The following is a 23,829-nucleotide window of genomic DNA, read 5'->3' on the forward strand; positions in this document are numbered from 1 at the left end:
GACCTCGGGGGATGCCTCGCGCCGAATTGGCTACTTCCCCCGGAAATCCCCAGGAGCCCACCGTGCCCGACCTCTCCCGACGCGGCGCCCTGCGGCTGACCGCCGGCCTTTCCCTCGCCCTCGCCCTTCCGCTGGCGGGCTGCGGGCGTGACGACGGCAGCGCGGCCACCGGCAGCACCGAGCGCGTCGACGACTCCCCGGCCAAGGGCACCGTCACGGTGTGGGCCGCGCAGGGCGACGCCGACGTACTCGACAAGGTCCTCAAGTCCTTCAAGGCCGACAACCCCGACCTCACCGTGAAGATCACGCTGATCCCGAACGGCGAGTACTACACGAAGCTCCAGTCCGCGATCGCGGCCGGCAAGGGACCCGATCTTGCCCAGTTCTTCCCGGAGTCCCAGGCGCAGTTCGTCGACCCGTCGATCCTCAGACCCGTACCGGACGGTGTCGTCGACCAGGGCATCTTCTTCACGAGCCTCTGGGACGCGGGGGTGGCGAAGGACATCGCCTACACGGTGCCCTGGTACGCGTACACGTACGCGCTGGTCTACCGCTCCGACCTCGCCGCGAAGGCCGGTGCGAAGGCGCCGAAGACCTGGGACGCCATGGTGCCGTTCCTCAAGGCGCTCCAGGGCGCCGGTGCCGGGCACGGGCTCGGTGCCGACATCGGCTGGGACATCTTCAACGGCCAGGACGTCGCGATGTACGCCTGGCAGGCCGGCGGTTCCCTGCTGGCCGACGGCAAGTGGACCCTCGACACGGCCGCGATGGCGGACGCGCTGACGTACAACGCGTCGTTCTTCACCGCGAAGACCGCCGACACCAGCGGGCCCACCTTCCTCGACGCACAGCCGTACTTCGTCTCCGGGAAGACGGCTGCGATGATCACCGGCCCCTGGGTCGTCGGCCAGCTCGACACCGCTGCCAAGAAGGACGGCTGGACGGCGTCCCATGTCGCCACCGCGCCCCTCCCGGCCGGGTCCGCCGGCAGCGTCTCCTTCTCGGCCGGCGGAAGCTGGGGCGTGCTCGCCGACAGCGGCAACCCGGACGCGGCCTGGAAGCTGATCCGGCACATGGCGAAGCCCAGCACCCAGGTCGCCCAGTACAAGGCGTACGGCTCCCTGCCCGCCGTCATCTCCGCCTGGGACGACTCCGCCATTGCCGGACAGCCCCTCCTGGACGCCTTCTTCACCCAGCTGAAGAACACCCGGGCCTTCCCGCAGGTGAGCACCTGGCAGCAGGTCGCCACCCGGATGGGCAAGGAGATGGAGGCCGTCGCCAAGGGCACGACCAGCGCGACGAAGGCCGCCGCCGCCATCCAGGCGTACGCCGAGAGCGTCGGGACCGGGGCGGAGTGAGCCGCCGATGACCTCGACCCTCGTACGGGGTACCCGGGCGGTGCCCCGCAGCGCCCCGGCCACCCCGCGCAAGGCGCGGCGCGGCCGTCGTACGGCTGTCGCCTGGGTGTTCCTCGCCCCGTTCGCCGTCGTGTTCGTCCTCTACACCGCGATCCCCGCCGTCGCCGCCCTCGGCTTCAGCCTCACCGATCTGCGCGGCGCGGATCTGCGGCACCCGTTCGCGGTGAACTTCACCGGCGTCGAGAACTACCTCCGGCTGTTCCAGGACGCGAGCTTCCTGCGCGACCTCGGCAACACCGCCCTCTTCGTGGCCGTCGGCGTCCCGCTGACCATGGGCACCGGGCTCGCGCTGGCCCTCGCGCTCAACTCCCGCGTCCGGCGCCTGCGGGGCGTGCTGCGCTCGGTGTTCTTCGCGCCGGTCGTCACCAACATCGTCGCGGTCGCACTGATCTGGCAGTACGCCTTCAACGCCGACGGCACGGTCAACAAGGTGCTCGGCGTCCTCGGCTTCGCCGGACCGAACTGGCTGGACGACCCGAACCTCGCCATGCCCGTCGTGATCCTGCTGGGCGTCTGGCGGAACTTCGGCACCGCGATGGTGCTGTTCCTCGCCGGGCTCCAGGCCGTTCCGCACGAGGTGTACGAGGCCGCCGCCCTCGACGGGGCCGGCCGCCGGCGTCAACTGCGCCACATCACCCTGCCGTTGCTGCTGCCCACCACCCTGATGGTGTCGGTGCTGCTGAGCGTCTTCTACCTCCAGGTCTTCGACGAGCCGTACCTGCTGACCGGCGGCGGACCGCTGGGCTCAACGGAGTCGGTGGCGCTGTACACCTACCGGCAGTTCGGGGCGGGGGAGCTGGGCATGTCGTCCGCCGCGTCGTTCGTGACGCTCGTGCTCGTCGCCCTGGTGAGCGCCGTCCAGTTCCGGATGCTGAGGTCCCGCACATGACCGCACCCCGCCGACCCCTGCTCTACGCCGCCCTCGTCCTGTGCGCCCTGCTCACCCTGCTGCCCTTCGTGTGGGTGGTGAGCGGCTCGCTCCGCAGCCTCGACGAGATCCGCTCCGACCCCGGCGCCTGGTGGCCGCAGCACGTCACCTTCGACAACTTCACGCGGCTGTTCGCCCTCGACGGCTTCGGCCGGTTCCTGACCAACAGCATCGTGGTCGCCGGCATCGTCGTCCTCGGCAACGTCGTGGCGGCGTCGGCCGCCGGATACGCGCTCGCCAAGCTCGACTTCGCCGGGAAACGGCTCGCGTTCGGCGCGGTCATGGCGGCGATGATGGTGCCGTTCACGGCGGTGTTCGTCCCCCAGTTCGTGATCACCGTCGACCTGGGTCTCGCGGACACCCTCACCGGGATCGCCCTGCCCGCCGTGGCCCTGCCGCTGTCCGTGTTCGTCATGCGCCAGTACGCGCTGTCGATCCCCGACGAACTGCTGGAGGCGGCCCGCATCGACGGCGCGGGGGAGTTCCGTATCTTCTTCCGCGTCTACCTCCCGCTGGCGGGCCCCGCCCTCGCGACGATCACGATCATGTCGTTCCTCACCTCGTGGAACAACTTCATCTGGCCGCTGATCGTCGCCCAGAGCACCACCGCCTACACCTTGCCCGTCGGTCTCGCCGCGACCAGCCAGGCCGCCTCGCACGTCACCGACTACGGCCTGATGCTCGCCGGAGCGATCGTCGTGATGCTGCCCGTGCTGGTCCTCTTCCTGTTCCTGCAACGGCACTTCGTGCGCGGCATCGCCGGAACGGGGATGCGGTGAGAGCGCCGGCCCCCGCGCAGCAGCTGACGCCGGGCATGAACCAGAGCGCGGTACGGCGCGTCAACACCTCGGTCATTCTGCGTACGTTGGCGGTGTCGGCGGGGCCGATGAAACTGACCGCCCTCGCCGAGCGGACCGGCCTGTCCCGGCGCACCATCGAACTCGTCCTGGACACCCTCGTCGACGCGGGCTGGGTGACCGAACTCGACCGCGTCCCGACCAGCGGCTGCGCCGGACGCCCCGCCCGCCGCTACGAACTGCGTGCCGAACACGCCCTGTTGGCGGCCGTGCGCATCACCACCGTCGACGCCTCCGCGGTCGTCGCCGACGTACGCGGCCACATCCTGGGCCGCGCCCACCGCCCGCTGCGCGCCTACCAGGACCCCCGGATCACCCTCGACGACGCCGCGGCGCTGGTCCTGGAGGCCCTCGCCGACGCGGGCGGGTCCCCTGAGCGGCTGCGCGCGGGCGTGCTCGCGGGCGGTGGCGCGATCGACGACGAGGGGGTCGTACGGCGTCTCGTGCACACCACCCGCTGGGAAGGCGTGCATCTGCCCGAGGAACTCGCCCGGCGGGTGCGGATGCCCTGGTTCGCCGACAACGACACCAACCTCGGTGCGCTCGGGGAACGTTGGCGCGGGGTGGCGGGCGACCACGACAACGTCGTATGGGCGATGCTCGGCAACCGGGCCGGCCTCGGCATCCTCATCCGAGGCGCGGTGCACCGCGGGCTCGACGGCGCCGCGGGCGAGATCGTGGAGGCGGTGTCGATGCCCGCCGGGTCGGTCGAGCACCGTCCGGTGGCCTGGCTCACCTCGCCCGAGACCGCCCAACGGGCCGTCGCGCTCGCCCGCTTCGAGGCGGCCCGGGCCGGTGACGCCACCGCGCTCGCCGAGGTCGACGAGTTCGTGGAGAACATCGCGTCGATCCTCACCACCCTCTCCTGGACGGTCGCCCCCTCCCTCATCGTGCTCGGCGGCGGCCTGGAGGACGCGGCCGACGTCCTGCTGCCCCGGGTCCGGGAGGCACTGCGCGCCGCCCGCACCCCCGCGGTCGAACTCCGCGCCACCGGCCTCGGCCACGACGCCCCGCTCGTCGGCGCCGTGAAACTCGCCCTCGACCGCATGGACACCGAGCTCTTCGGCCCCCACGCCCCCGCGCCCCACGGAGTCTGAGTTGCCCCACACCCCCCGCACCGACGTCCTCATCGTGGGCAGCGGCATCATGGGATCCGCCATGGCCCGCCTGCTGCGCGAGACGGATCCGTCCCTGCGTCTCACCATGGTCGACGGCGGCACCCCCATCGGCGGCACCCCCGGTCTGCATCTGCACGACCTCGACGACCCCACCCTGTGGGCGCGCTACAACGAACAGGTCGCCACCGGCATCCAGGGCATGTACACCGGCGCGGAGGCGACCCGCGAGATCCCCGACCGGCTCGCCGACCTCCCGCCCGGCATGGTCCACGCCCTCGCCTTCGGTGAGGGCAGCGAGGCCATGCCGCAGGCCGCGCTCGCCTGGAACACGGGCGGCATGGGCGTCCACTGGACCGCCGCGACACCCTGGCCCGCCGGGGACGAGGTCTTCGACTTCGGCGACCCGGAGAGCTGGGCGGCGGACCTCGCGACCGCGGGCGGACTGCTGGCCGTCACGCCGTCCCCGATCGGCCCGACCGGGACCGGGCGCGTCGTGCTGGACGTCCTGCGCCGCCGCTACGGGGCCACCGGGCCGTACGACCGGCGCCCCCAGCCGATGCCCATGGCCGTGACCCCGACCTCCTCGGGCCCCATGCCCCGCACCGCACCGGCCACGATCTTCCCCGCCCTCGCCACGGCCACGGACCCGTTCTTCACCCTCCTCACCGGCACCCTCGTGACCTCGCTCGTCGTCATGAGCGACCGGGTGACGGGCGCGCGGCTGCGGCGGGTCGCCGACGGCCGGGAGTCCGAGCTGTGCGCGGACACCGTGGTGGTGTGCGCCGACGCCCTGCGCACCCCGCAGCTCCTCTACGCCTCCGGGATCCGCCCGAGCGCCCTCGGCCGCCACCTCAACGAACACGCGTTCGTCACCGCGCGGGTCCTGCTCGACCTCGACCGGTTCGGCCTCACCCTCGACGACCTGCCGCGGACCCGCCCCGGCGAGTTCTGCACCGACTCGCTCTGGCTGCCCCACAACGGCACGGACCAGCCCTTCCACGGCCAGATCATGAACCGCACCTATGTGGACGAGGACGACCGTCCCCTCGCCCACTCGGTGGGCATGTCGCTGTACGTTCCGGTCGAGTCCCGCCCGGAGAATCGGCTCGTGTTCTCACCGACCGAGACCGACCTCGCCGGAATGCCCCGCATCGGCGTCGAGTTCGGCTACAGCGACACCGACCGGCGGCTGATCAACCGGGCGCTCGACGAAGTCCGGGCACTGGCCGAGGAGTTCGGCTCCTTCGACCCCGCCACCGAACGCGCCCTCCTGCCGCCCGGCTCGTCCCTGCACCTGACCGGCACGGTCCGCGCCGGGGCCGGCGACGACGGCACCAGCGTGTGCGACCCGGACGGCAGGGTGTGGGGCCTCGACAACCTCTACCTCGCCGGAAACGGTGTGATCCCCACCCCGATGGCCGCCAACGTCACCCTGACCGGCATGGTGACCGCGGTCCGCGCCGCCCGCGCCGTCGCCGCACGGCAACTCGCCGCCCACTGAGAGGACTTGAGCAAGAGTGATCGACATCGCCAAGGAGTACTGCGTGGGGCTGCCCGCGTGGATCGATGACGCCCTGTCCGACGTACCGCCCGTCATCCCCGGCCGCGAGGAGCGGATGCGGCTCGTGCACCGGCTCGCCGACCGGAACTGGCGGGAGGGCAACGGCGGCCCGTTCGCGGCGCTCGTCGCGGAGCGGGACACCGGGCGGATCGTCTCGGTCGGCGTCAACGTCGTCCTCGCCTCCGGGGTCTCCAGCGCCCACGCCGAGGTCGTCGCCCTCGGCCTCGCACAGACGGCCACTGGTGGCTGGGACCTCGGCGGCGAGGGCCTGCCCGCCCATGAACTGGTCGTCAACTGGCGTCCCTGTATCCAGTGTTACGGCGCCACCATGTGGTCCGGGGTGCGCAGTCTCGTCGTCGCCGGCGAGGGCAAGGAACTGGAGGAACTCACCACGTTCGACGAAGGCCCGCTGGGCGCGGACTGGGCCGAGCAGTTCGAGGCGCGGGGCATCGAGGTCGTCCGCGATGTGCTGCGTGAGGAGGCGCTGGAGGTGTTCGGCGACTACCGGGCGGCCGTCGACGCCGGTGACGTCGTCGTCTACAACGCCCGGGGCGGTGACCAGTGATACCGCGCTTCGCCACGGACATCATCACCTTCTACCACCCGGAGTTCTGGGGTGTCGGCTCCGCGGACGCGGTGCGGGAGCTGGCCGCCGCGCACCCCCGGCGCTTCTGGGAGCGGCTGATGGACGCGCTGGCCGAGACCGAGGTCACAGGCATCGAGCTGACCTTCGCACCCGGGGACATCGACACGGCCGTACGCGCCTACGGCACCGCGACGGCCTTCCGCGAGGCCCTCGCCGCACGGGGCCTGTCCGTGGTCAGCGCGTTCATCGCGGGCGAGGACGCCCCGGACTGGCGCGCCGGGGACAACCTGTCCGCGATCGTCGCCGACGCGGCACGCCGTGCGGCCTTCCTCGCGGAGGCGGCCGCGGATCTGCTGGTGGCGGGGCTGCCGATGCGGACGACGTACGGGGAGCGTCCGCCGTTCTTCGTCGACGCCGCCTACATGGGGCGGATGGCGGACATCGCGCACGCGGTGGGGGAGGAAGTGGCCCGGCACGGGGTGCGGCTGGCGTTCCACACCGAGTCGAACAGCACGCTGTGGTACGAGCGGGACATCGACCTGTTCATGGCCCTGACCGACCCCCGCTATGTGTGGCTGTGCCCGGACTCCTGCCACATCGCCCTCGGCGGCGGCGACCCGGTGGCCGTCGCCCGTCGGCACGCCCCGCGGATAGCCCTCGCCCACTGGAAGGACGCGGTGCGGCCGATCGACGTGCACCTCACCATCGACGAGACGGTGTACGCACGGCAGCAGCCCTTCATGACGGAGCTGGGCACCGGCATCGTGGACTGGCCGGGCTGGGCCGAGGCGATGGCCCGTACCCCGGGGGCTGGGACGGTGCTGATCGAGCTGGACGAGGCCGCCGACCCCGTGGCCGCGCTGCGGGCGGGAACGGCGGTGGCGAAGGCCGCGTGGGCCGGAACGGTCAACAGCGGCTTTCCTGGGGGCAGTCGGGCACGGTGACGGGGGCGGTCGGGCACGGTAAGAGATCTACGTGAAGCCGCGGCGGGCTCTGCCGCCGGTCTGGATCTTGTGTGTAGCGTCCACCCTTGTGTGGCGCGGGAGTCCCCCAACTTCCGTTCTACGCGCGCAGATTCGGCGCCCGCACCGCCTCCCTTCCCCCACTTCCGGAGGTTCACCGCATGCTCGGCCTCGGCTCGTCCCCCCGCAGACTCACCACCGCCGTCACCGTGTTCGGCCTGCTGGCCACCGGCGCCGCCGTCCAGGCGACCACCGCCGCCCCGGCCGCCGCCGCCACCACCCACCGCATCCTCTTCGACAACGCGCACGCCGAAACGGCCGGCAACGCCGACTGGATCATCTCGACCAGCCAGCCCGACCCCACCGGCGAGGACTCCTCGCCCTCCGACGAGACGGACTGGACGGGCGCGCTGTCCTCCTGGGGCGTGGCGCTCCAGGAGACCGGCGACTACACGCTGGACACCCTGCCGTCGGGTTCCAGCCTCACCTACGGCGGCTCGAAGGCGACCGATCTGTCGAACTTCGACACGCTGGTCCTGCCGGAGCCCAACACGCTGTTCACGACCGCCGAGAAGACGGCGATCATGAACTTCGTGAAGAACGGCGGCGGCCTGTTCATGATCTCCGACCACACCGGCGCCGACCGCAACAACGACGGCGAGGACGCGGTCGAGATCCTCAACGACCTGATGACGAACAACAGCGTCGACTCCACCGACCCGTTCGGCTTCTCCATCGACTCGCTCAGCATCAGCTCCGGCTACCCGGCCGCGATCAGCGACAGCACGAACCCCGTGCTGCACGGCTCGTTCGGCACCGTCACCAAGAGCCTCATCGCCAGCGGCACGACGGCCACGCTGAAGCCCGCCGACAACTCGGCCGTCAAGGGCCTGCTCTACCGCAGCGGCTACTCCGGCAACACCGGCGCGTTCTTCGCCACCAGCACCTTCGGCACCGGAAAGATCGCGTTCTGGGGCGACAGCTCCCCGATCGACGACGGCACCGGCCAGTCCGGCAACACCCTCTACGACGGTTGGAACGACACCGGCGCCACGAACGCGGCCCTCGCCCTCAACGCCACGGAGTGGCTGTCCTCCTGATGCCAGACCACTGAGTCCTCTGAGTTCTCTGGGTCCTCTGAGTCCTCACAAGGGGAACAGGGGGTTGCCGACGGCGAGTTCACGGCGTCGGCAACCCCCGAACCGTGTCAGGCCAGCCGGTGCACGAGCTGGTTGGTCAGCTCGTAACGGGCGCCCACGACGGCCAGTTCACCGGCCGCCACCTTCGCGGCGAGGTCGGGCTCGCCGGCGATACGGGAGCGGATGGCACGGACATTGGCGTCGATGGTCGCGTCGACGCGGGCGTCGCCCTCCTCGGTGCGGTCGATGTTCGGTCGTATCTGATCGGCCAAGTACTGGATGTGCGCGGGCAGTTGAGCCCCCGATATGTCGGCCTCGACGGCGGCCTTCACCGCGCCGCAGGACTGGTGGCCGAGCACCAGCACCAGCGGTATGCCGAGTTCGAGCACCCCGTACGCGACACTGCCCAGCACGGCCTCGTCCAGGACCTCGCCGCCGCTGCGCACGGTCATCAGATCGCCGAGCCCCTGGTCGAAGACGAGCTCCGGCGGCACCCGGGAGTCGATGCAGCCGAGGATCAGCGCGAAGGGGTGCTGACCCGTCGTCAGAGCCTGCCGGGTGGCCGGTGTCTCGTCCGGATGCCGCTCGCGGAAGGTGCGCCAGCGCAGATTGCCCGCGGCCAGTTCCCGCAGCGCCTCCCCGGGCGTGCTGGGCCGGGCGCGGGTGCCGGCGGGGGTCGCGGAGGCGGGGGAGACGCCGAGGGAGAGGCCGGTGCCGAGGGCTGCCGCACCGGTGAGGCCGGCGCGCAGAAGCGTCCGGCGCCCCGTTCTGTGGGGGGTGTCTGAGAAGTTCACGGCGACGAACGTATGACCGAGCCCCGAGTGGATCTCCGGCTTGGGTGTCTCTTGACGGTCCTGTGCACTGCATTTGAGACAACCTCGCGGGGGGTGAGGTATCGAATTCGCGGCAGGTGCACGGTCCCGCATATCGGGGACTCTGTCGTTCCCATCGGAAATTCGGAGTCCTCCACTTCTTCCTCGCTCTACCCGTCCGCGGATTTCGCCCTGTTTCCACTGCAAAACCCCGGCATCGTCTCCATTCCGGCCGGATTTCCCCTCGGGGCGGAGTAGGTGAAGGGATGGCGAATGTGTGGAGTTTTCGGCGAGCGCCGATGAGGACTTGCGGCTCGAACTCCCGTGCAGTAATTAGGTGAATCATGAAATTGTTCAGCCGTGACACTTCGTTCCGTCGCACGGAGCGCACCGTCACGCCCCAGCCCCCCACGATGTCACCGGCCGTCGGTGCCGGGGTCCTTCCGGATCCCGCGCTGGCGCCCCTGACCGGCGAATGGGTCATCGACCCCGCCCACAGCAGGATCGGCTTCTCCGTGCGGCACGCGATGGTGACCACGGTCCGCGGCGCCTTCGCGGAGTATCAGAGCCGGCTGTACTTCGACGGCCGCGACCCGTCCCGCTCGCAGGCGGAGATCGTACTGTCCACCGCCAGCGTCGACACCGGCGTGGAACAACGCGACGCCCATCTGACCGGACGGGACTTCCTCGACTCGGCGAACTACCCGCGGATGCGGTTCGCCAGCACCGCCGTGGAGCTGGTTGGCAACGATGTCTACCGCATGACCGGCGACCTCACCATCAAGTCCGCCACCCGCCCGGTGGTCCTCGAACTGACCTACATAGGCCACGTCACCGACCCCTTCGGCTACCAACGGGCCGGATTCGACGGCACCACCACCATCAACCGCTCCGAATGGGGCCTGAACTACGACTCCAGGCTGGCCGAGGGCGGCGCCATGGTGAGCGAGAAGGTACGGCTCCAGCTCGACATCGCCGCGATCCGCACGGCGCCTGCGGGCTGACACGTGTAGGCCTGGTCGGCCACCCCCGGCCCCCCTACCGCGCCGGGTGCTGTCAGCACCCGTGCAGTGGGCTCCGTCGGGCGCACACTGGAGGTGTGCTGTCGGTGCTCACGAGGGGGTGTCGGCCGATGGCGGTGGCACGGACGCGATGGTGGCGGTGGCGGCGGAACCCGTTGCGGCGGGGCAGTGACCTCGTCGAGGCCTGGGTCGTGCTCTCGGCGTGGGTGTTCGCACTGGTCGGCGGGGTGATCGCGGGTGTCGTGGCGGCCCACGCGATCGAGACGACGGCCGAGCGGCAGCGAGCGGGGGTCAGCGCGGTCTCGGCCGTGCTCGTCGAGGACGCGGAGAGCGACGGCCCCGCGCGTGTCGTGGCCGATCACCGGGTGTGGGCCACGGTGCGCTGGACCACGCCGGACGGCAGGACGCACACCGAGCAGGCCCGGGTGCCGGTCGGGAGCCGGGCGAACAGCGCCGTCACCGTGTGGACGGACGACGAGGGCAGGATCACCCCCGAACCGCTGACCGAGGAGGAGTCCCGCCTGCACGGTGTCGCGGGCGGCGTCCTCGCCGCCATCGGCCTGGGCGGGACCGTGCTGGGCGCCGCCTGGATCGTACGGCTGAGCCTGGAACGGCGGCGCCTCGCCGAGTGGGACGCGGAGTGGGAGCGGATTGACACCCGGCGGGGCGGGAAGACGGGCTGAGGAGCCGGGGCGGCCCGCCGGGGTCCCTGGCCCGTGTTTCCGGGCGCGCCCCGCCGAGGCGACGGCCCCTCGGTCAGGACGTGGTGCCGGCGAGCCAGAGGCCGGGGCCGAAGACCTCGTAGCGGATCCTGCGGGCGGGTGTCCCCGCGCGCCGACCCGCGAGCTGCTCGGTCCCGGTGCGCAGGGCGTGGCCGGCGGGGAGCGGGCGGCGTGCAGGACCAGTAACTCCCGGGGAGCGGACCGTCAGTCGGTGCTGTGGGCCGCGCCCAGTTCCCGCCCGGTGACCATCTCCGGCTCGATGCGTACGAACACGCCGTCGTGCAGGGGCATCCAGGAACGCGGGCCGGTCCGTGTGAGCGCCTCGTGCTCGGCGGGGTCGGTCACCACGCCGGCCCGGCCGGTGACGACCACGCTCCAGCCGGACCGGGTCGCGGCGTCGAACTCGTCCGCCTCGAAGGCGACCACGACGCCGTCCACGGCGCGCGCGAGATCCGAGCCGGACGAGGTGCACAGCAGCACGGAGAAGTCCGTGTCCAGACAGAAGTTGACCGGGAGGATCGCGGGCAGCGCGCTACGGGTGTACACGACGCGACCGACCGGCACCTTTGCCAGGAGGCGCAGGCATTCCTGCCGGTCGAGCGTACGAAAGCCGTCGTTGTGGACCATCGGACCATGCTCCACCCGGCCGCGCGGTCATGGTTAGGGCCGGTCGGCCCTTGTGCGAGGGCCCCACGGGTGCGGCACCGGAAGCGTCAGGCCGGCGAGGGGAGCGGGACAGCCCACTCCACGACCGTGCCGCTCGGCCGGTTCGGGGACACGGTGAGCGTTCCGCCCAGTTCCTCGGCGCGCTGACCGAGGTTGGCCAGGCCGCTGCGGCGGGTGACGGCGGGGTCGATGCCGCGTCCGTCGTCCGTGACCCGCAGCCGGAGCACCCCGTCGGCCACCTCCACGCCGACGCCGACCGCCGTGGCGCCTGCGTGCCGGGCGGCGTTGGAGAGGGCCTCGGCGAGCACGGCCAGCAGGTGTTCGGCGTACTCGGCGGGTACGTCGGTGTCGATCAGCCCGGTCATGCGCAGCGCCGGGGAGAAGCCGAGGGCCCGTGCGGCCCGGTCCGTGTCGGCGACCAGACGGGCCCGCAGTCCGCCGCCCCGCGCCCGGTCGCTCTCCCGCAGCGCGTAGATGGTGGACCGGATGACCTTGATGGTGTCGTCGAGGTCGTCCACGACCCGCTGGACCCGCTCGCTCGCCGTCGGGCGGTCACCGATGTGCCCGAGGGCCGACTGGAGCGACAGGGCGCCCGCGAACAGCCGCTGGATGACCAGGTCGTGCAGGTCACGGGCGATGCGGTCGCGGTCGCCGAGCACCAGCATCCGCTCCGCCTCCCGGCGGTGCTCGGCGACTTCGAGCGTGAGGGCCGCCTGGCTGCCGAACGCGGTGATCATGTCGATGGTGGCCTCCGGGAACACCGCGCCACCGGGCACGTTCGCCACCATGAGCACGCCCCGGACGCGTTCCCGGGCGCCGAGCGGCACGAAGAACGCCGAGCCCAGCGTGACCAGGGAGGCGCTGCCGCCCTCGGCGCGCGGATCGGCGCTGACGGCGTCGCTCGTCACCCGCTCCCCGGAGGTGAACACCTTCGCCGCCAGGGACGTGGCCGGCAGCACCAGACCGCGCACTTCGTCGGCCCGGGTGCCGGACGCGGCCTCCACGACCAGCTCGCCGCTGTCGCCGCCGACCGGGACGGCGAGGGTGACCAGGTCCGCGCCGGCCAGTTCCCGCACCGTGGTGACGACCGAGTCGAGGACCTCGGCCGGGTCCCGGCCCGACAGCAGACTGCGGGTGAGTTCGTCGCTGGCCGCCAGCCACCGCTGTCTGCGGCGGGCGTCGTCGTAGAGCCGGGCGTTGTCGATCGCCACACCCGCCGCGGCGGCCAGCGTCCGCAGCACCGCCTCGTCGTCGGGGTCGAACTCGCCGGTGCCCCGCTTGTCGGTGAGGTACAGATTGCCGAACACCTGCCCGCGCACCCGGATGGGAGTGCCGAGGAAGCTGGTCATCGGGGGATGCCCGGCCGGGAACCCCACGGACGCCGGATGCTCCGCCAGATTCGCCAGCCGCAGCGGCTCGGGGTGGCGGATCAGCTGGCCCAGGATGCCCTCGCCGCGCGGATAGTGGCCGATCCGGGCGATGGTCTCCTCGTCGATGCCGACGGTGATGAACTCCGTGATGGTGCCTTCCTCGCCGAGCACGCCCAGCGCCCCGTACCGGGCGTCGACCAGGGTGACCGCGGACTCCACGATCCGCCGCAGCACCACCCGCAGATCGAGGTCGGAGCCCACGGCGAGCACCGCGTCCAGAAGGGTGTGCATACGGTCCCGCGCCTCTCGTACATGCCGGACCTGCTCCTGGAGTCCCTCCAGCAGCTCGTCCAGCCGCAACTGGGGGTGGGGCGTGCCGGTGATCCCGGTGTCGCCCCGACCCTGTGCGCGCTCCTCCACCACGGCTCCCCTCACCCCTTGGACCTCTCCCTCAGGATGCCCGACGGGGCAGGCGCCCGGCGACGGCGCCCCGGCACCGGGCGAAGCGGCGCGGTCAACTCGTCTTGTGGCCCCACTGCGGGCCGACCAGGTCCCACTCCCTGCCCCACTGCGCGATGCGCCGCCGCTCCAGCCGCCACCGCACGAGCCCGCCGGCGCCGAACACGAGCCCCGCCGCGGCGAGGGCGGCCGAGGTACCCAGCAGTGCGGCTTCGACGGCCGCGCCGGTCGGGCTGGGCGGAGCGGTGACCAGGGTGCCGTGCGGGTCGGTCCACAGCGTGATGCGCGACCCGGCCTTCTTCCCGCTCTCCACCAGGGCCTTGGCGGTGTGGGTGGTGCCGTCCTGGCCGGTCCAGCGGACCTTCGCGGAGGACCGGTAGGCGTTCGAGGTGGCCTTGGGGGTGTCCGCGAGGAGTACGGCGCTGACGGGGGTCCGCTGGGCGCGCTGCCGGTCGAAGGTGTCGTCCGCGGCTCGGGCTGTCACGATTCCGGCGAGCGTGCCGCCGACCGCGATGACCGCCCAGACGGCCAGGACGATCCATGCCTCCAGCACGTCGTCGCGCCGGCGCAGCGGGTTGCTCCGCCACCGCCACAGTGTCTTCTTCGTGCGCCTGCCGCCACGCATCGTCTCCGCACCTCCTCGTCCATGTCACTGCCAGCACGGTGTCAGCCCGCAACCGCCCGCGGCAGGGGCCGAACAGAGCGCTCCGCAGGGCCGACCGGCACCGACTCCGGGGTGACCTGTCCGGCCGCCGACGAGGGACCAACGGCCCCTCACCGCGCCGGGGCCCCGCTCCCATCCTCGAAGGACATCGGTACCCGTCCGACGTCCGTAGGGAAGGAGGACACCATGCGTACGGCACCTCTCGACGCCTCGACCCTGGAGTCCTGCATCTCGGCTGCCGTGGCCGCGCCCTCGTTCTTCAACACCCAGCCGTGGCGCTACCGGCTGGACCCCGAGGCGGGCGCCTTCGAGGTGCGCGCCGCCCAGGAACGGAGCCTGCGCCACGCGGACCCCGTCGCCCGCGCCCTGCACCTGTCGGTGGGCGCGTCCGTGTTCAACCTCCGTGTCGCCGTGGCCCACTTCGGCTGGTCACCCGTCGTACGGCTGCTGCCGCGCCCCGAGGACACGGCACTGCTGGCCACCGTCAGGCTCACGGCCTCCCAGAGCCGGCACACCATGCGGCACCGCACCGATCTGTATCCCGCCATCTGGCGCCGCCACAGCAGCCGCTTCCCCTTCTCCGGGCGGCCGCTCGCGCAGAACGCGCGCGTCGAGATCGCTGAGGCCGCCCACATGGAGGGCGCGTCGCTGACCTTCCCCGAGCCGCCCGAGACGGCCCGGCTGCTGCGGGTGACCGCCGAGGCCGAGCGCCGCAACCGGCTCGATCCCGACCGCGGCACGGAAAGCCGCCGCTGGGTGCACAAAGACCCCGACGACCCCGCCGACCTCGGCCTTCCGCAGTCCGCGCTCGGCCCGCAGGACGCGCGCGAGCAGCTCCCGATGCGGGACTTCACCGCGCGACGGCACACCGAGGAGCTGTCCGCGCAGAACTTCGAGCCCGGACCCGTCATCGCCCTGCTGACGACGGTCCACGACCGCCGCGCCGACTGGCTGCGGGCCGGACAGGCCCTCGAACACGTCCTGCTGGTGGCCACGGCCCACGGACTGCGTACGTCCCTGCTGCACCAGCCGATGGAATGGCCCGACCTGCGCCGTGAACTGAGCCCCGACCCCGAGCACACCGGGTACGCCCAGATACTCGTCCGCCTCGGCTACGGCCCCGACGGCCCCGCGACCCCGCGGCGCGCCCCGGACGCGGTGCTCGACACGGAGCCGCCCGAGCGGTGACCCGTCCGGGCGCGCCCCTCAGGCGACCGCGGTGACGGCCGGGTTCCCGGCGGGGTCCGCCGCGAGGGCCGTGGGCAGATCGGGGTGGATCTCGAAGACGCCGGCCAGCCGCGTGCACCGCAGGACCCGTAGGAAGCGGGGGCTGTCGGAGACCAGCCGCAGCCGGCCCCGCCGGGCCAGCACCCGGTTCCGTGCCCGGCTCAGCAGACCGAGCCCGCCGCAGTCGACGAAGGACACGCCCCGCAGGTCCAGCACCAGGTCGGGGCGGGGCCCGGCGGTGAGCGCGTCCAGGCGGGCGGAGAGGTTCAGGGCGGCCAGGACGTCGAGTTCGCCGCGCAGTTCCACCACGGTCGCGCCGATCTGCGGGGGACGGGGCGCGGGCTCTGGACGGTGTGTGGACATGGTCCGAGGAAAGCGGGGGAGCCGGGTGGGGCGGAAGGGCCGTTCGGCCCCGATCACCCGACCGACCGATCGACCCTGTTCGGCGAGGTCCCGGGGCCAACCGGCCCATGGCAACGCGCGGGCTCCCGGGGACAAGCTGAAGCCGCGAGGCAGGTGTGGCACCGGCCGCCTCGGCCGCCTGAGAGAAGGGAGGCGAGGGATCGTGGACGAGCACACGGCGACTCCCGCGCCGAACACACCGACCGGACTCGCACGCAGTGACCTCGGACGCCGTCTCCTACAGCGGCGCACGGAACTCGGGCTGACGCCGGGCGACACGGCCGACCGGGCGGGGATGTCCGTCCACTACCTGACGTACCTGGAGGAGTCGCCCGCCGCCGCACCGGGCAGGAGCGTGCTGCTGTCTCTCGCGGGCGCCCTGGAGACCACCGTCACGGCCCTCACCGGCGGCGACACCGGCCGTCCGCCCGGTCAAGGACAGCCCGCCCGCGACCCCGACTTCTCCGAACTCGGCACGGAGGAGTGCTGGGCCCGGCTCGGCACCCACGGCGTGGGCCGGGTCGCCTGGACCGGCGCCGAGGGACCGATGGTCCTGCCCGTGAACTACTCCGTCGTCGACGGAGTCCTCACCTTCCGGACCGCCACCGGCTCCGCCCCCGCACAAGTCCTGGGCAAACAGGTCGCGTTCGAGGTCGACCACATCGACGAGGCTCTCGGCCGCGGCTGGAGCGTCCTCGTGCGCGGCCGGGCCCGCGGCGTGGCACACCCGCAGGACCGGCGCCGCCTCGCGGAGCGGGCGTACAGCGCCCCCTGGGCAGGCGGCCGGCGCGAGGTGTGGGTGTGCGTCGACGCCTTCGGTATCACCGGCCGCGCGATCGACTGACGTGGCACGGCCGTGCGGATGTGCCGTGAGGGCCGCTCTCCGGCAGGGCAGGGACCCATGGCCCCTCTCCCCGGGCGGTCCTCCCGCCGACGATGGGACGCATCCGCTGCACCTGGTGAAAGGCGGTGGCCATGTACCCCAACGACGGATTCCGCGAACTCGACCGGCAGGAGTGCCTGAACCTGCTGGCGAGGCCGTCGGTGGGCCGCATCGTCCACACGCACCAGGCCCTGCCCGCCGTCCTCCCGGTCAACTTCGGCCTCGACGACAGCGCCGTGGTGCTGCGGACCTCGGCGGCCTCCGAACTGGCCCGCGCGATTGACGGCGTGGTCGTCGGCTTCGAGGCGGACGAGGTCGACGCCGTCGCGCAGTCCGGCTGGAGCGTGGTCGTCACCGGCCGGGCGGCCGTGGTGACCGACCCCGCCGAGCACGAACGGCTGTGCCGGGTGGGACCGCGCTCCTGGGCGCCCGCGCCCGTGGAGGTCTTCGTCCGCATCGAGCCCGAACTGATCACCGGCCGTGAACTGGTCGGCGGACGCACGATGTACGGCCTGGACCTCTCGACCGGAGCGGCGACGCCGGCACGACAGATGAACAGCACTTCGGGAGATCAGAAGGGAACAGTGTCATGAGTACCCAGCACGTCGTCGTCGGAGTGGACGGATCCCTGATCGCCGTACGCGCGCTGGACCGGGCCGCGCAGGAAGCCGCCGCCCGCGGCGCCACCCTGCGCATCGTCCACGCGGTGGCGGACCGGGACACGGCGGGACCGGTCCTCGCCTCGGCGGCCGCACGGGTCGGCGAGCACCATCCCGGCCTGCCGGTCGTGACCACCGCGTCCGAGGCCGGCACGGTGCGGGCGCTGGTTCGGGAGAGCGAGGGCGCGGCCCTCACCGTGGTCGGCAACCGTGGCCTCGGCGGGCTCACCGGACTCCTCGTCGGCTCGGTCGGTGTGCGCCTCGCGGCCCACACGCACAGCCCGCTCCTCGTCGTCCGCGGCGACCATCCGTGCGACGGCGACCGGGACGTGCTGCTCGGCCTGGCGGGGGACGCCGACGCGGACGCCGCGGCCTACGCCTTCCAGGAAGCCGAGCGGCGCGGTGCCCGCCTGCGCGTCGTGCACTCCTGGATCCACCGGCACATCACCCCCGAACTGCCCTCACCGCTGCCCGCGACCAGCCCGGGCCAGCGCGAACTGGCCCGGCGCGACGCCGCCGAGGAGGCCGTACCGCGCTTCGGCATGGCCGAACTGCACGAGCGCTACCCCGCGGTCACCGTCGAGGCCCGCACGGTCCGCACCAACCCGGCGCACGCCCTGCTGGAGGCCACCCGCGAGGCCGGTCTCGCCGTCGTCGGTGTCCACCATCACCCCGGCCGGATGCGGCCGCGCCTGGGCCCGGTCGCCCACACGCTGCTGCACCGTTCGCACTGCCCCGTGGTGTTCGTGCCGAGCGGCTGACCGGCCGGGCGGGCCCCAGGGGAGGGGCCGGTCGGCCCTGTCGGGTACCCGGCGGGCGAGAGCAGGGTGGAAGGACGCACACCGACAAGGCGTACCGGTGCGGCACACCGGCACCGCGCACCGGTCCACGCGACTTCCACCCCGCGACCCACCCTCCGTATCCCGCCCCTGGAAGGGACCCGACATGTCCGTCGACACACCGCAGGCGTCCACCGCCGAGCTCACGGACGAGGAACTCAAGGCCCTGGACGCCCACTGGCGTGCCGCGAACTACCTGGCGGTCGGCCAGATCTACCTGATGGCGAACCCGCTGCTGACCGAGCCGCTGCGCCCCGAGCACATCAAGCCGCGGCTGCTCGGCCACTGGGGCACGTCCCCGGGCCTGAACCTCGTGCACACCCATCTCAACCGCGTCGTCAAGGCCCGCGGCCAGGACGCCCTGTGCATCTGGGGGCCCGGCCACGGCGGCCCCGCCGTCCTCGCCAACGCCTGGCTGGAGGGCTCGTACAGCGAGACCTATCCCGACATCACGCGGGACGCCGAGGGCATGGCCCGGCTCTTCAAGCAGTTCTCGTTCCCCGGCGGCGTCCCGAGCCATGTCGCCCCCGAGACCCCGGGCTCGATCCACGAGGGCGGCGAGCTGGGCTACTCCCTCTCCCACGCCTACGGCGCCGCGTTCGACAACCCGGACCTGCTCGTCGCCTGCGTCATCGGCGACGGCGAGGCCGAGACCGGCCCGCTGGCCGCGTCCTGGCACTCCGACAAGTTCCTCGACCCGGTCCACGACGGAGCCGTCCTCCCGATCCTCCACCTCAACGGCTACAAGATCGCCAACCCGACGGTGCTGGCACGGCTCCCCGAGTCCGAACTCGACGCGCTGCTGCGGGGATACGGACACGCCCCGATCCACGTCACCGGCGACGACCCGATGACCGTGCACCGGGCCATGGCCGCCGCGATGGACGACGCCCTGGAACGGATCGCCGCCATCCGGAGCTCGGCCCGCGAGGACGGCGTCACCGAGCGCCCGCACTGGCCGGTGATCGTGCTGCGCACCCCCAAGGGCTGGACCGGCCCGGCCGAGGTCGACGGCCTGCCCGTCGAGGGAACGTGGCGCTCCCACCAGGTGCCGTTGGCGGCCGTCCGCGACAACCCGGACCACCTGCGGCAGTTGGAGCGGTGGCTGCGCTCCTACAAGCCGGAGGAACTCTTCGACGAACACGGCCGCCCCCGCGACCAGGTACTGGCCTGCGTCCCCGAAGGCACCCGGCGCCTGGGCGCCACCCCGCACGCCAACGGCGGCCTGCTGCTGCGCGAACTGCCCCTGCCCCCGCTGGAGCGCCACGCCGTGCCCGTCGACAAGCCCGGCGCCACCCTCCACGAACCCACCCGGGTCCTCGGCGACCTGCTCGAACACGTCATGCGGGAAACCCGCGAGCGCCGCGACTTCCGGATCGTGGGCCCCGACGAGACCGCCTCCAACCGGCTCCAGGCCGTCTTCGACGCGAGCGGCAAGGCCTGGCAGGCGCAGACCCTCCCGGTCGACGAACACCTGGAACGGCACGGCCGGGTGATGGAGATCCTCTCCGAACACACCTGCCAGGGCTGGCTGGAGGGCTACCTCCTCACCGGCCGGCACGGACTGTTCTCCTGCTACGAGGCCTTCGTCCACATCGTCGACTCGATGGTCAACCAGCACATCAAATGGCTGCGCGTCACCCGCCGGCTGCCCTGGCGCGCCCCCATCGCCTCCCTCAACTACCTGCTCACCTCGCACGTCTGGCGGCAGGACCACAACGGCTTCTCCCACCAGGACCCCGGTTTCGTCGACCACATCCTCAACAAGAGCCCCGAAGCGGTACGGGTCTACTTCCCGCCGGACGCCAACACCCTGCTGTCGGTCGCGGACCACGCCCTGCGCAGCCGCGACTACGTCAATGTCATCGTCGCCGGGAAGCAGCCCTGCTTCGACTGGCTGTCGATGGAACAGGCCAAGGTGCACTGCGCCCGCGGCGCCGGGATCTGGGACTGGGCCGGCACCGAGGACGGCACCCGGGAACCCGACGTCGTCCTCGCCTGCGCGGGCGACGTCCCCACCCAGGAGATCCTGGCCGCCGCCCAGCTGCTCCGCCGCCATCTGCCCGAACTCGCCGTGCGCGTCGTCAACGTCGTCGACATCGCCCGGCTGCTCCCGAGCGAGGAACACCCGCACGGGATGAGCGACTTCGAGTACGACGGCCTGTTCACCCCCGACAAGCCGGTGATCTTCGCCTACCACGGCTACCCCTGGCTGATCCACCGCCTCGCCTACCGCCGCACCGGCCACGCACACCTGCATGTCCGCGGCTACAAGGAGATCGGCACCACGACCACCCCGTTCGACATGGTCGTCCGCAACGACCTCGACCGCTACCGCCTCGTCATGGACGTCATCGACCGCGTCCCCGGCCTCGCGGTGCGCGCCGCGGCCGTACGGCAGTCCATGGAGGACGCCCGACTGCGCCACCACGCCTGGATCCGCGACCACGGCACCGATCTGCCCGAGATCGCCGACTGGTCCTGGGACGGCTGAACGGGCCGCCGATCAGGGCCGTTCGGCCCCACGGCGGGGGGCTCGCAGCCCCTCCGAACCCGGGGCGGGGAGCGGGACATTGATGGTGCGACGAGACAGTCGTCGAGATCCTCGTGCGTGATCCTCTGGAAGGGATGAGCACCATGGCTGTGCACGACAACCCGCACCGGCATCTGGGGTTCCACTTTCCGTCCCGGCGCAGGACCGGGACGGCCGCGGTGACGGCCGACACGACGGCGGCGGTGACCGCGACGCGCGCGTACGTGTTCGCGGGGCTGCGGCTGCTGACCGGGTTCGTCTTCCTGTGGGCGTTCCTGGACAAGACGTTCGGGTTCGGTTACGCGACCGCGTCCGGCAAGGGCTGGATCGACGGCGGATCGCCCACCAAGGGCTTCCTCGGCTCGGTGGCGGCCGGTCCGATGGAGTCGACGTTCCACGACTGGGCGGGGGACGGCTGGGCGGACTGGCTGTTCATGCTCGGTCTGCTCGGTGTCGGAGTGGCGCTCATGCTCGGCATCGGGCTGCGCCTGGCGGCGGTGGCCGGGACCGTGATGATGGCGTTGATGTGGATCGCCGAGTGGCCGCCCGCCAAGCACCTCTCCGACGGATCGCTGAGCATGTCGACGAACCCGTTCGTCGACTACCACGTGATCTACGCGGTCGTCCTGATCGCGGTGGCGGTCGCGGGCGCGGGTGCCACCTGGGGCCTGGGCAGGGCCTGGGCGAGGATCCCCTTCGTCGACCGCAACCGCTGGCTCACCTGACCTGAACCGGCGGATCATGCGGGAGCGGGGCACCGGGAACGGTGCCCCGCTCCCGTGTGCCCACAGGGACGGCAGGGCCGAACGGCCCTGGTCCTTGGTCCCGGAAGCGGGGAGGATCGGAGTCGGGAGCCGATCCGCCGGCGAGCGAGACCGGCGGACGACAGTGACGAGGAGCAACCGATGGCCGACACCGGGCAACCCGGTCCCGACAACCCGATCCGGGTCTTCCTGCTGGACGACCACGAGGTGGTACGCCGTGGGGTGCGCGACCTGCTCGACGACGAGCCGGACATCTCCGTGGTCGGCGAGGCCGGCACCGTCGAGCAGGCCCTGGTACGGGTCCCCGCGCTGCGCCCGCAGGTCGCCGTCCTCGACGTACGCCTCCCGGACGGCGACGGCGTCACGGTGTGCCGCGAACTGCGCTCGCGGATGCCGGAGCTGACCTGTCTGATGCTGACCTCGTTCGACGACGAGGAGGCCCTGCTGGACTCGATCATGGCGGGCGCCGCCGGCTACGTCCTGAAGCAGATCCGCGGCTCCGACCTCGTCAGCGCCGTCCGCACGGTCGCCGCCGGCCAGTCCCTGCTCGACCCGAGCGCCACCACCCGGCTGATGGCACGGCTGCGCCAGGACCAGCGGCAGGAGGAGGAACCGGACGCCCTGCCCGGCCTGACCGACCGGGAACGGGAGATCCTGGCCCTCATCGGCGAAGGACTCACCAACCGCCAGATCGGCCAGCGGCTCTTCCTCGCGGAGAAGACGGTGAAGAACCACATCTCCCGCCTGCTCGCCAAGCTCGGCGTGGAGCGCCGTATCCAGGCCGCCGTCATCGCCACCCAGGCCCAGGCCCAGGACCGGCTCCGGCAGGCAGGCGACTGAGCCCGCCCACGGGGCCCGCCGGGTGGGCCGAACGTCCCTGAACCGGTCCCCGTGCGGCCCAAGCCCGATCCCGCGCTCGCCAGCAGGCTGGAGGCGAACACAGACGCGAATCGATCGGGAGGGCGACGGACATGACCGTGCGCGTGGGCATCAACGGCTTCGGCCGCATCGGACGCAACTACCTGCGACTCGTACTGGAGCGGGCGGAGACCGCCGCCGGCACTCCGGTGGAGATCGTGGCCGTCAACGACATCACCTCGCCGGCCGCCCTGGCCCATCTGCTGGCCTACGACTCCACGTACGGTCGCATCGGCCGCACTCTCGAGCACGACGACACCTCCCTCACGGTGAGCGGCCACCGCGTCGCCGTGAGCGCCGAACGCGACCCGGCCGCACTGGCCTGGGGCGACCTCGGCGTGGACGTCGTGATCGAGTCCACCGGCCGGTTCCGCACCCAGGAACAGGCCGCCGCGCACCTCAAGGCCGGGGCGCGCAAGGTGCTGCTGTCGGTGCCGGGCAAGGACGTCGACGCCACCGTCGTGATGGGCGTCAACGAGAGCACGTACGACCCGGAGCGCCACCACGTGGTCTCCAACGCCTCCTGCACCACCAACTGCGTGGCCCCCATGGTCAAGGTCCTCGACGAACGCTTCGGCATCGACAAGGGCCTCATGACCACCATCCACGGCTACACCAACGACCAGGTCGTCCTGGACGGGCCGCACAAGGATCTCCGCCGCGGCCGCAGCGCCGCCGTCAACATCATCCCCACGTCCACCGGGGCCGCCCGCGCGGTCGGCCTCGTCCTGCCCGAGCTGACCGGCACCCTCGACGGCATCGCCGTACGCGTCCCCGTCGAGGACGGCTCGCTCACCGACCTCGCCGTGGTCCTGGACCGGGCGGTCACCGTCGACGAGGTCAACGCCGCGTTCCGGGAGGCCGCCGACGGGCCGCTGAAGGGGATCCTGCGGGTCTCCGACGCCCCCATCGTCTCCCGCGACATCGTGGGCGACCCGGCCTCCTGCGTCCTCGACGCCCCGCTCACCCAGGCCCACGGCGAGCTGGTCAAGGTCTTCGGCTGGTACGACAACGAGTGGGGCTACACCAACCGGCTGCTGGACCTCACCGAGTACGTCGCCGGCCGTCTGCCGCGGAACTGAAGCAGGAGAAGATGATGAAGGCAGCGGTTGTCGCCGACTTCGGCAAGCCCCTGGAGATCCAGGAGCTGCCGGTCCCTGAGCCCGGCCCCGGTCAGGTGCTGGTGCGGATGGAGGCCTCCGGGCTGTGCCACACCGACATCCATGCCGCGCACGGCGACTGGCCGGTCAAGCCGCGGCCGCCGTTCATCCCGGGCCACGAAGGCGTGGGCCCGGTGCAGGCGGTCGGCGCCGGCGTCCC

24 protein-coding genes are annotated in these 23,829 nt (G+C 72.2%); 19 read left to right on the plus strand and 5 right to left on the minus strand.

The window, feature by feature from the left end; all coding sequences use genetic code 11:
* The first annotated feature begins 62 nt into the window (after positions 1-62).
* The 8 genes from ABZ928_RS47390 (at position 63) to ABZ928_RS47425 (ending at position 8,530) form a co-directional block, all read left to right on the plus strand.
* Positions 63-1,358 carry an extracellular solute-binding protein gene (locus ABZ928_RS47390; protein WP_361534332.1) on the plus strand — a complete coding sequence of 432 codons (1,296 nt, stop codon included), beginning with the start codon at positions 63-65 and terminating at the stop codon, positions 1,356-1,358.
* A 7-nt stretch (positions 1,359-1,365) separates the two neighbouring features.
* Positions 1,366-2,307, plus strand: coding sequence for a sugar ABC transporter permease (locus tag ABZ928_RS47395; protein ID WP_361534335.1), 942 nt, complete (start codon positions 1,366-1,368; stop codon positions 2,305-2,307).
* A complete protein-coding gene (locus tag ABZ928_RS47400; protein ID WP_361534338.1) occupies positions 2,304-3,125 on the plus strand; it encodes a carbohydrate ABC transporter permease in 822 nt (273 codons plus the stop codon). Before ABZ928_RS47395 ends, ABZ928_RS47400 begins: the two co-directional genes overlap by 4 nt.
* Positions 3,126-3,160: 35 nt before the next feature.
* The gene (locus ABZ928_RS47405; protein WP_361534432.1) at positions 3,161-4,300 is read left to right on the plus strand and encodes an ROK family transcriptional regulator; all 1,140 of its coding nucleotides are present in this window, start codon (positions 3,161-3,163) and stop codon (positions 4,298-4,300) included.
* 1 nt (position 4,301) lies between these two features.
* Complete coding sequence (locus tag ABZ928_RS47410) at positions 4,302-5,822, plus strand: GMC oxidoreductase (RefSeq protein ID WP_361534341.1); 1,521 nt, start codon at positions 4,302-4,304, stop codon at positions 5,820-5,822.
* 16 nt (positions 5,823-5,838) lie between these two features.
* The gene (locus ABZ928_RS47415; protein WP_361534344.1) at positions 5,839-6,447 is read left to right on the plus strand and encodes a nucleoside deaminase; all 609 of its coding nucleotides are present in this window, start codon (positions 5,839-5,841) and stop codon (positions 6,445-6,447) included.
* Complete coding sequence (locus ABZ928_RS47420; RefSeq protein ID WP_361534347.1) at positions 6,444-7,412, plus strand: TIM barrel protein; 969 nt, start codon at positions 6,444-6,446, stop codon at positions 7,410-7,412. Before ABZ928_RS47415 ends, ABZ928_RS47420 begins: the two co-directional genes overlap by 4 nt.
* Before the next feature lie 179 nt (positions 7,413-7,591).
* A complete protein-coding gene (locus ABZ928_RS47425) occupies positions 7,592-8,530 on the plus strand; it encodes a hydrolase (protein ID WP_361534350.1) in 939 nt (312 codons plus the stop codon).
* A 107-nt stretch (positions 8,531-8,637) separates the two neighbouring features.
* On the opposite strand, the gene ABZ928_RS47430 is transcribed toward ABZ928_RS47425, so the two are convergent.
* The gene (locus tag ABZ928_RS47430; protein ID WP_361534353.1) at positions 8,638-9,363 is read right to left on the minus strand and encodes a carbonic anhydrase; all 726 of its coding nucleotides are present in this window, start codon (positions 9,361-9,363) and stop codon (positions 8,638-8,640) included.
* 362 nt (positions 9,364-9,725) lie between these two features.
* On the opposite strand from ABZ928_RS47430, the gene ABZ928_RS47435 reads away from it, so the two are divergent.
* Positions 9,726-10,385 carry a YceI family protein gene (locus tag ABZ928_RS47435; protein WP_361534356.1) on the plus strand — a complete coding sequence of 220 codons (660 nt, stop codon included), beginning with the start codon at positions 9,726-9,728 and terminating at the stop codon, positions 10,383-10,385.
* A 128-nt stretch (positions 10,386-10,513) separates the two neighbouring features.
* Positions 10,514-11,086 (plus strand): hypothetical protein, encoded by a 573-nt coding sequence (locus ABZ928_RS47440; RefSeq protein WP_361534359.1) that lies wholly within the window; start codon positions 10,514-10,516, stop codon positions 11,084-11,086.
* A 243-nt stretch (positions 11,087-11,329) separates the two neighbouring features.
* Here the strand turns inward: ABZ928_RS47440 and ABZ928_RS47445 are convergent, their stop codons facing one another.
* From ABZ928_RS47445 to ABZ928_RS47455, 3 genes are all read right to left on the minus strand, one after another.
* Positions 11,330-11,752: a pyridoxamine 5'-phosphate oxidase family protein gene (locus ABZ928_RS47445; protein WP_361534362.1), complete on the minus strand. Its 423-nt coding sequence runs from the start codon at positions 11,750-11,752 to the stop codon at positions 11,330-11,332.
* A gap of 86 nt (positions 11,753-11,838) precedes the next feature.
* Positions 11,839-13,581, minus strand: a complete 1,743-nt coding sequence (locus tag ABZ928_RS47450) for a GAF domain-containing sensor histidine kinase (protein ID WP_361534365.1) — start codon at positions 13,579-13,581, stop codon at positions 11,839-11,841.
* 94 nt (positions 13,582-13,675) lie between these two features.
* On the minus strand, positions 13,676-14,245 hold the full coding sequence (locus tag ABZ928_RS47455) for a hypothetical protein (protein WP_361534368.1): 570 nt from the start codon (positions 14,243-14,245) through the stop codon (positions 13,676-13,678).
* Between the two features lie 225 nt (positions 14,246-14,470).
* Here ABZ928_RS47455 and ABZ928_RS47460 point away from each other — a divergent pair, with 225 nt between their 5' ends.
* On the plus strand, positions 14,471-15,472 hold the full coding sequence (locus ABZ928_RS47460) for a nitroreductase family protein (protein WP_361534370.1): 1,002 nt from the start codon (positions 14,471-14,473) through the stop codon (positions 15,470-15,472).
* An 18-nt stretch (positions 15,473-15,490) separates the two neighbouring features.
* On the opposite strand, the gene ABZ928_RS47465 is transcribed toward ABZ928_RS47460, so the two are convergent.
* Positions 15,491-15,874 carry an STAS domain-containing protein gene (locus ABZ928_RS47465; RefSeq protein ID WP_361534372.1) on the minus strand — a complete coding sequence of 128 codons (384 nt, stop codon included), beginning with the start codon at positions 15,872-15,874 and terminating at the stop codon, positions 15,491-15,493.
* 202 nt (positions 15,875-16,076) lie between these two features.
* Between ABZ928_RS47465 and ABZ928_RS47470 the strand changes: the two genes are divergently transcribed.
* The 8 genes from ABZ928_RS47470 to ABZ928_RS47505 all read left to right on the plus strand — a co-directional run.
* Positions 16,077-16,757: a pyridoxamine 5'-phosphate oxidase family protein gene (locus ABZ928_RS47470; protein ID WP_361534375.1), complete on the plus strand. Its 681-nt coding sequence runs from the start codon at positions 16,077-16,079 to the stop codon at positions 16,755-16,757.
* A gap of 131 nt (positions 16,758-16,888) precedes the next feature.
* Positions 16,889-17,389, plus strand: coding sequence for a pyridoxamine 5'-phosphate oxidase family protein (locus ABZ928_RS47475; protein ID WP_361534378.1), 501 nt, complete (start codon positions 16,889-16,891; stop codon positions 17,387-17,389).
* Entirely contained in the window at positions 17,386-18,216 is an 831-nt protein-coding gene (locus ABZ928_RS47480) for a universal stress protein (RefSeq protein ID WP_361534381.1), read from the plus strand. Before ABZ928_RS47475 ends, ABZ928_RS47480 begins: the two co-directional genes overlap by 4 nt.
* Positions 18,217-18,400: 184 nt before the next feature.
* On the plus strand, positions 18,401-20,788 hold the full coding sequence (locus ABZ928_RS47485) for a phosphoketolase family protein (protein WP_361534384.1): 2,388 nt from the start codon (positions 18,401-18,403) through the stop codon (positions 20,786-20,788).
* Positions 20,789-20,931: 143 nt separating this feature from the next.
* Positions 20,932-21,552 carry a hypothetical protein gene (locus ABZ928_RS47490; RefSeq protein WP_361534387.1) on the plus strand — a complete coding sequence of 207 codons (621 nt, stop codon included), beginning with the start codon at positions 20,932-20,934 and terminating at the stop codon, positions 21,550-21,552.
* 180 nt (positions 21,553-21,732) lie between these two features.
* The gene (locus ABZ928_RS47495) at positions 21,733-22,431 is read left to right on the plus strand and encodes a response regulator transcription factor (protein ID WP_361534390.1); all 699 of its coding nucleotides are present in this window, start codon (positions 21,733-21,735) and stop codon (positions 22,429-22,431) included.
* 131 nt (positions 22,432-22,562) lie between these two features.
* Positions 22,563-23,591 (plus strand): type I glyceraldehyde-3-phosphate dehydrogenase, encoded by a 1,029-nt coding sequence (gene gap / locus ABZ928_RS47500; RefSeq protein ID WP_361534393.1) that lies wholly within the window; start codon positions 22,563-22,565, stop codon positions 23,589-23,591.
* A 14-nt stretch (positions 23,592-23,605) separates the two neighbouring features.
* The coding region (locus tag ABZ928_RS47505; protein ID WP_361534396.1) for an alcohol dehydrogenase catalytic domain-containing protein at positions 23,606-23,829 on the plus strand (224 nt) is incomplete at its 3' end.

This window comes from Streptomyces sp. NPDC046909, from assembly GCF_040644695.1.
Taxonomy (GTDB): Bacteria; Actinomycetota; Actinomycetes; order Streptomycetales; family Streptomycetaceae; genus Streptomyces.

Excerpts from the sequence above, each read along its gene's own strand:
- ABZ928_RS47440 (WP_361534359.1), top strand. The coding sequence starts at position 10,514 with ATGGCGGTGGCACGGACGCGATGGTGGCGGTGGCGGCGGAACCCGTTG.
- ABZ928_RS47455 (WP_361534368.1), bottom strand. The coding sequence starts at position 14,245 with ATGCGTGGCGGCAGGCGCACGAAGAAGACACTGTGGCGGTGGCGGAGC.
- ABZ928_RS47445 (WP_361534362.1), bottom strand. The coding sequence starts at position 11,752 with ATGGTCCACAACGACGGCTTTCGTACGCTCGACCGGCAGGAATGCCTG.
- ABZ928_RS47395 (WP_361534335.1), top strand. The coding sequence starts at position 1,366 with ATGACCTCGACCCTCGTACGGGGTACCCGGGCGGTGCCCCGCAGCGCC.
- ABZ928_RS47485 (WP_361534384.1), top strand. The coding sequence starts at position 18,401 with ATGTCCGTCGACACACCGCAGGCGTCCACCGCCGAGCTCACGGACGAG.
- ABZ928_RS47460 (WP_361534370.1), top strand. The coding sequence starts at position 14,471 with ATGCGTACGGCACCTCTCGACGCCTCGACCCTGGAGTCCTGCATCTCG.
- ABZ928_RS47400 (WP_361534338.1), top strand. The coding sequence starts at position 2,304 with ATGACCGCACCCCGCCGACCCCTGCTCTACGCCGCCCTCGTCCTGTGC.
- ABZ928_RS47465 (WP_361534372.1), bottom strand. The coding sequence starts at position 15,874 with ATGTCCACACACCGTCCAGAGCCCGCGCCCCGTCCCCCGCAGATCGGC.
- ABZ928_RS47475 (WP_361534378.1), top strand. The coding sequence starts at position 16,889 with ATGTACCCCAACGACGGATTCCGCGAACTCGACCGGCAGGAGTGCCTG.
- ABZ928_RS47490 (WP_361534387.1), top strand. The coding sequence starts at position 20,932 with ATGGCTGTGCACGACAACCCGCACCGGCATCTGGGGTTCCACTTTCCG.
- ABZ928_RS47480 (WP_361534381.1), top strand. The coding sequence starts at position 17,386 with ATGAGTACCCAGCACGTCGTCGTCGGAGTGGACGGATCCCTGATCGCC.
- ABZ928_RS47495 (WP_361534390.1), top strand. The coding sequence starts at position 21,733 with ATGGCCGACACCGGGCAACCCGGTCCCGACAACCCGATCCGGGTCTTC.
- ABZ928_RS47435 (WP_361534356.1), top strand. The coding sequence starts at position 9,726 with ATGAAATTGTTCAGCCGTGACACTTCGTTCCGTCGCACGGAGCGCACC.
- gap (WP_361534393.1), top strand. The coding sequence starts at position 22,563 with ATGACCGTGCGCGTGGGCATCAACGGCTTCGGCCGCATCGGACGCAAC.
- ABZ928_RS47405 (WP_361534432.1), top strand. The coding sequence starts at position 3,161 with ATGAACCAGAGCGCGGTACGGCGCGTCAACACCTCGGTCATTCTGCGT.
- ABZ928_RS47425 (WP_361534350.1), top strand. The coding sequence starts at position 7,592 with ATGCTCGGCCTCGGCTCGTCCCCCCGCAGACTCACCACCGCCGTCACC.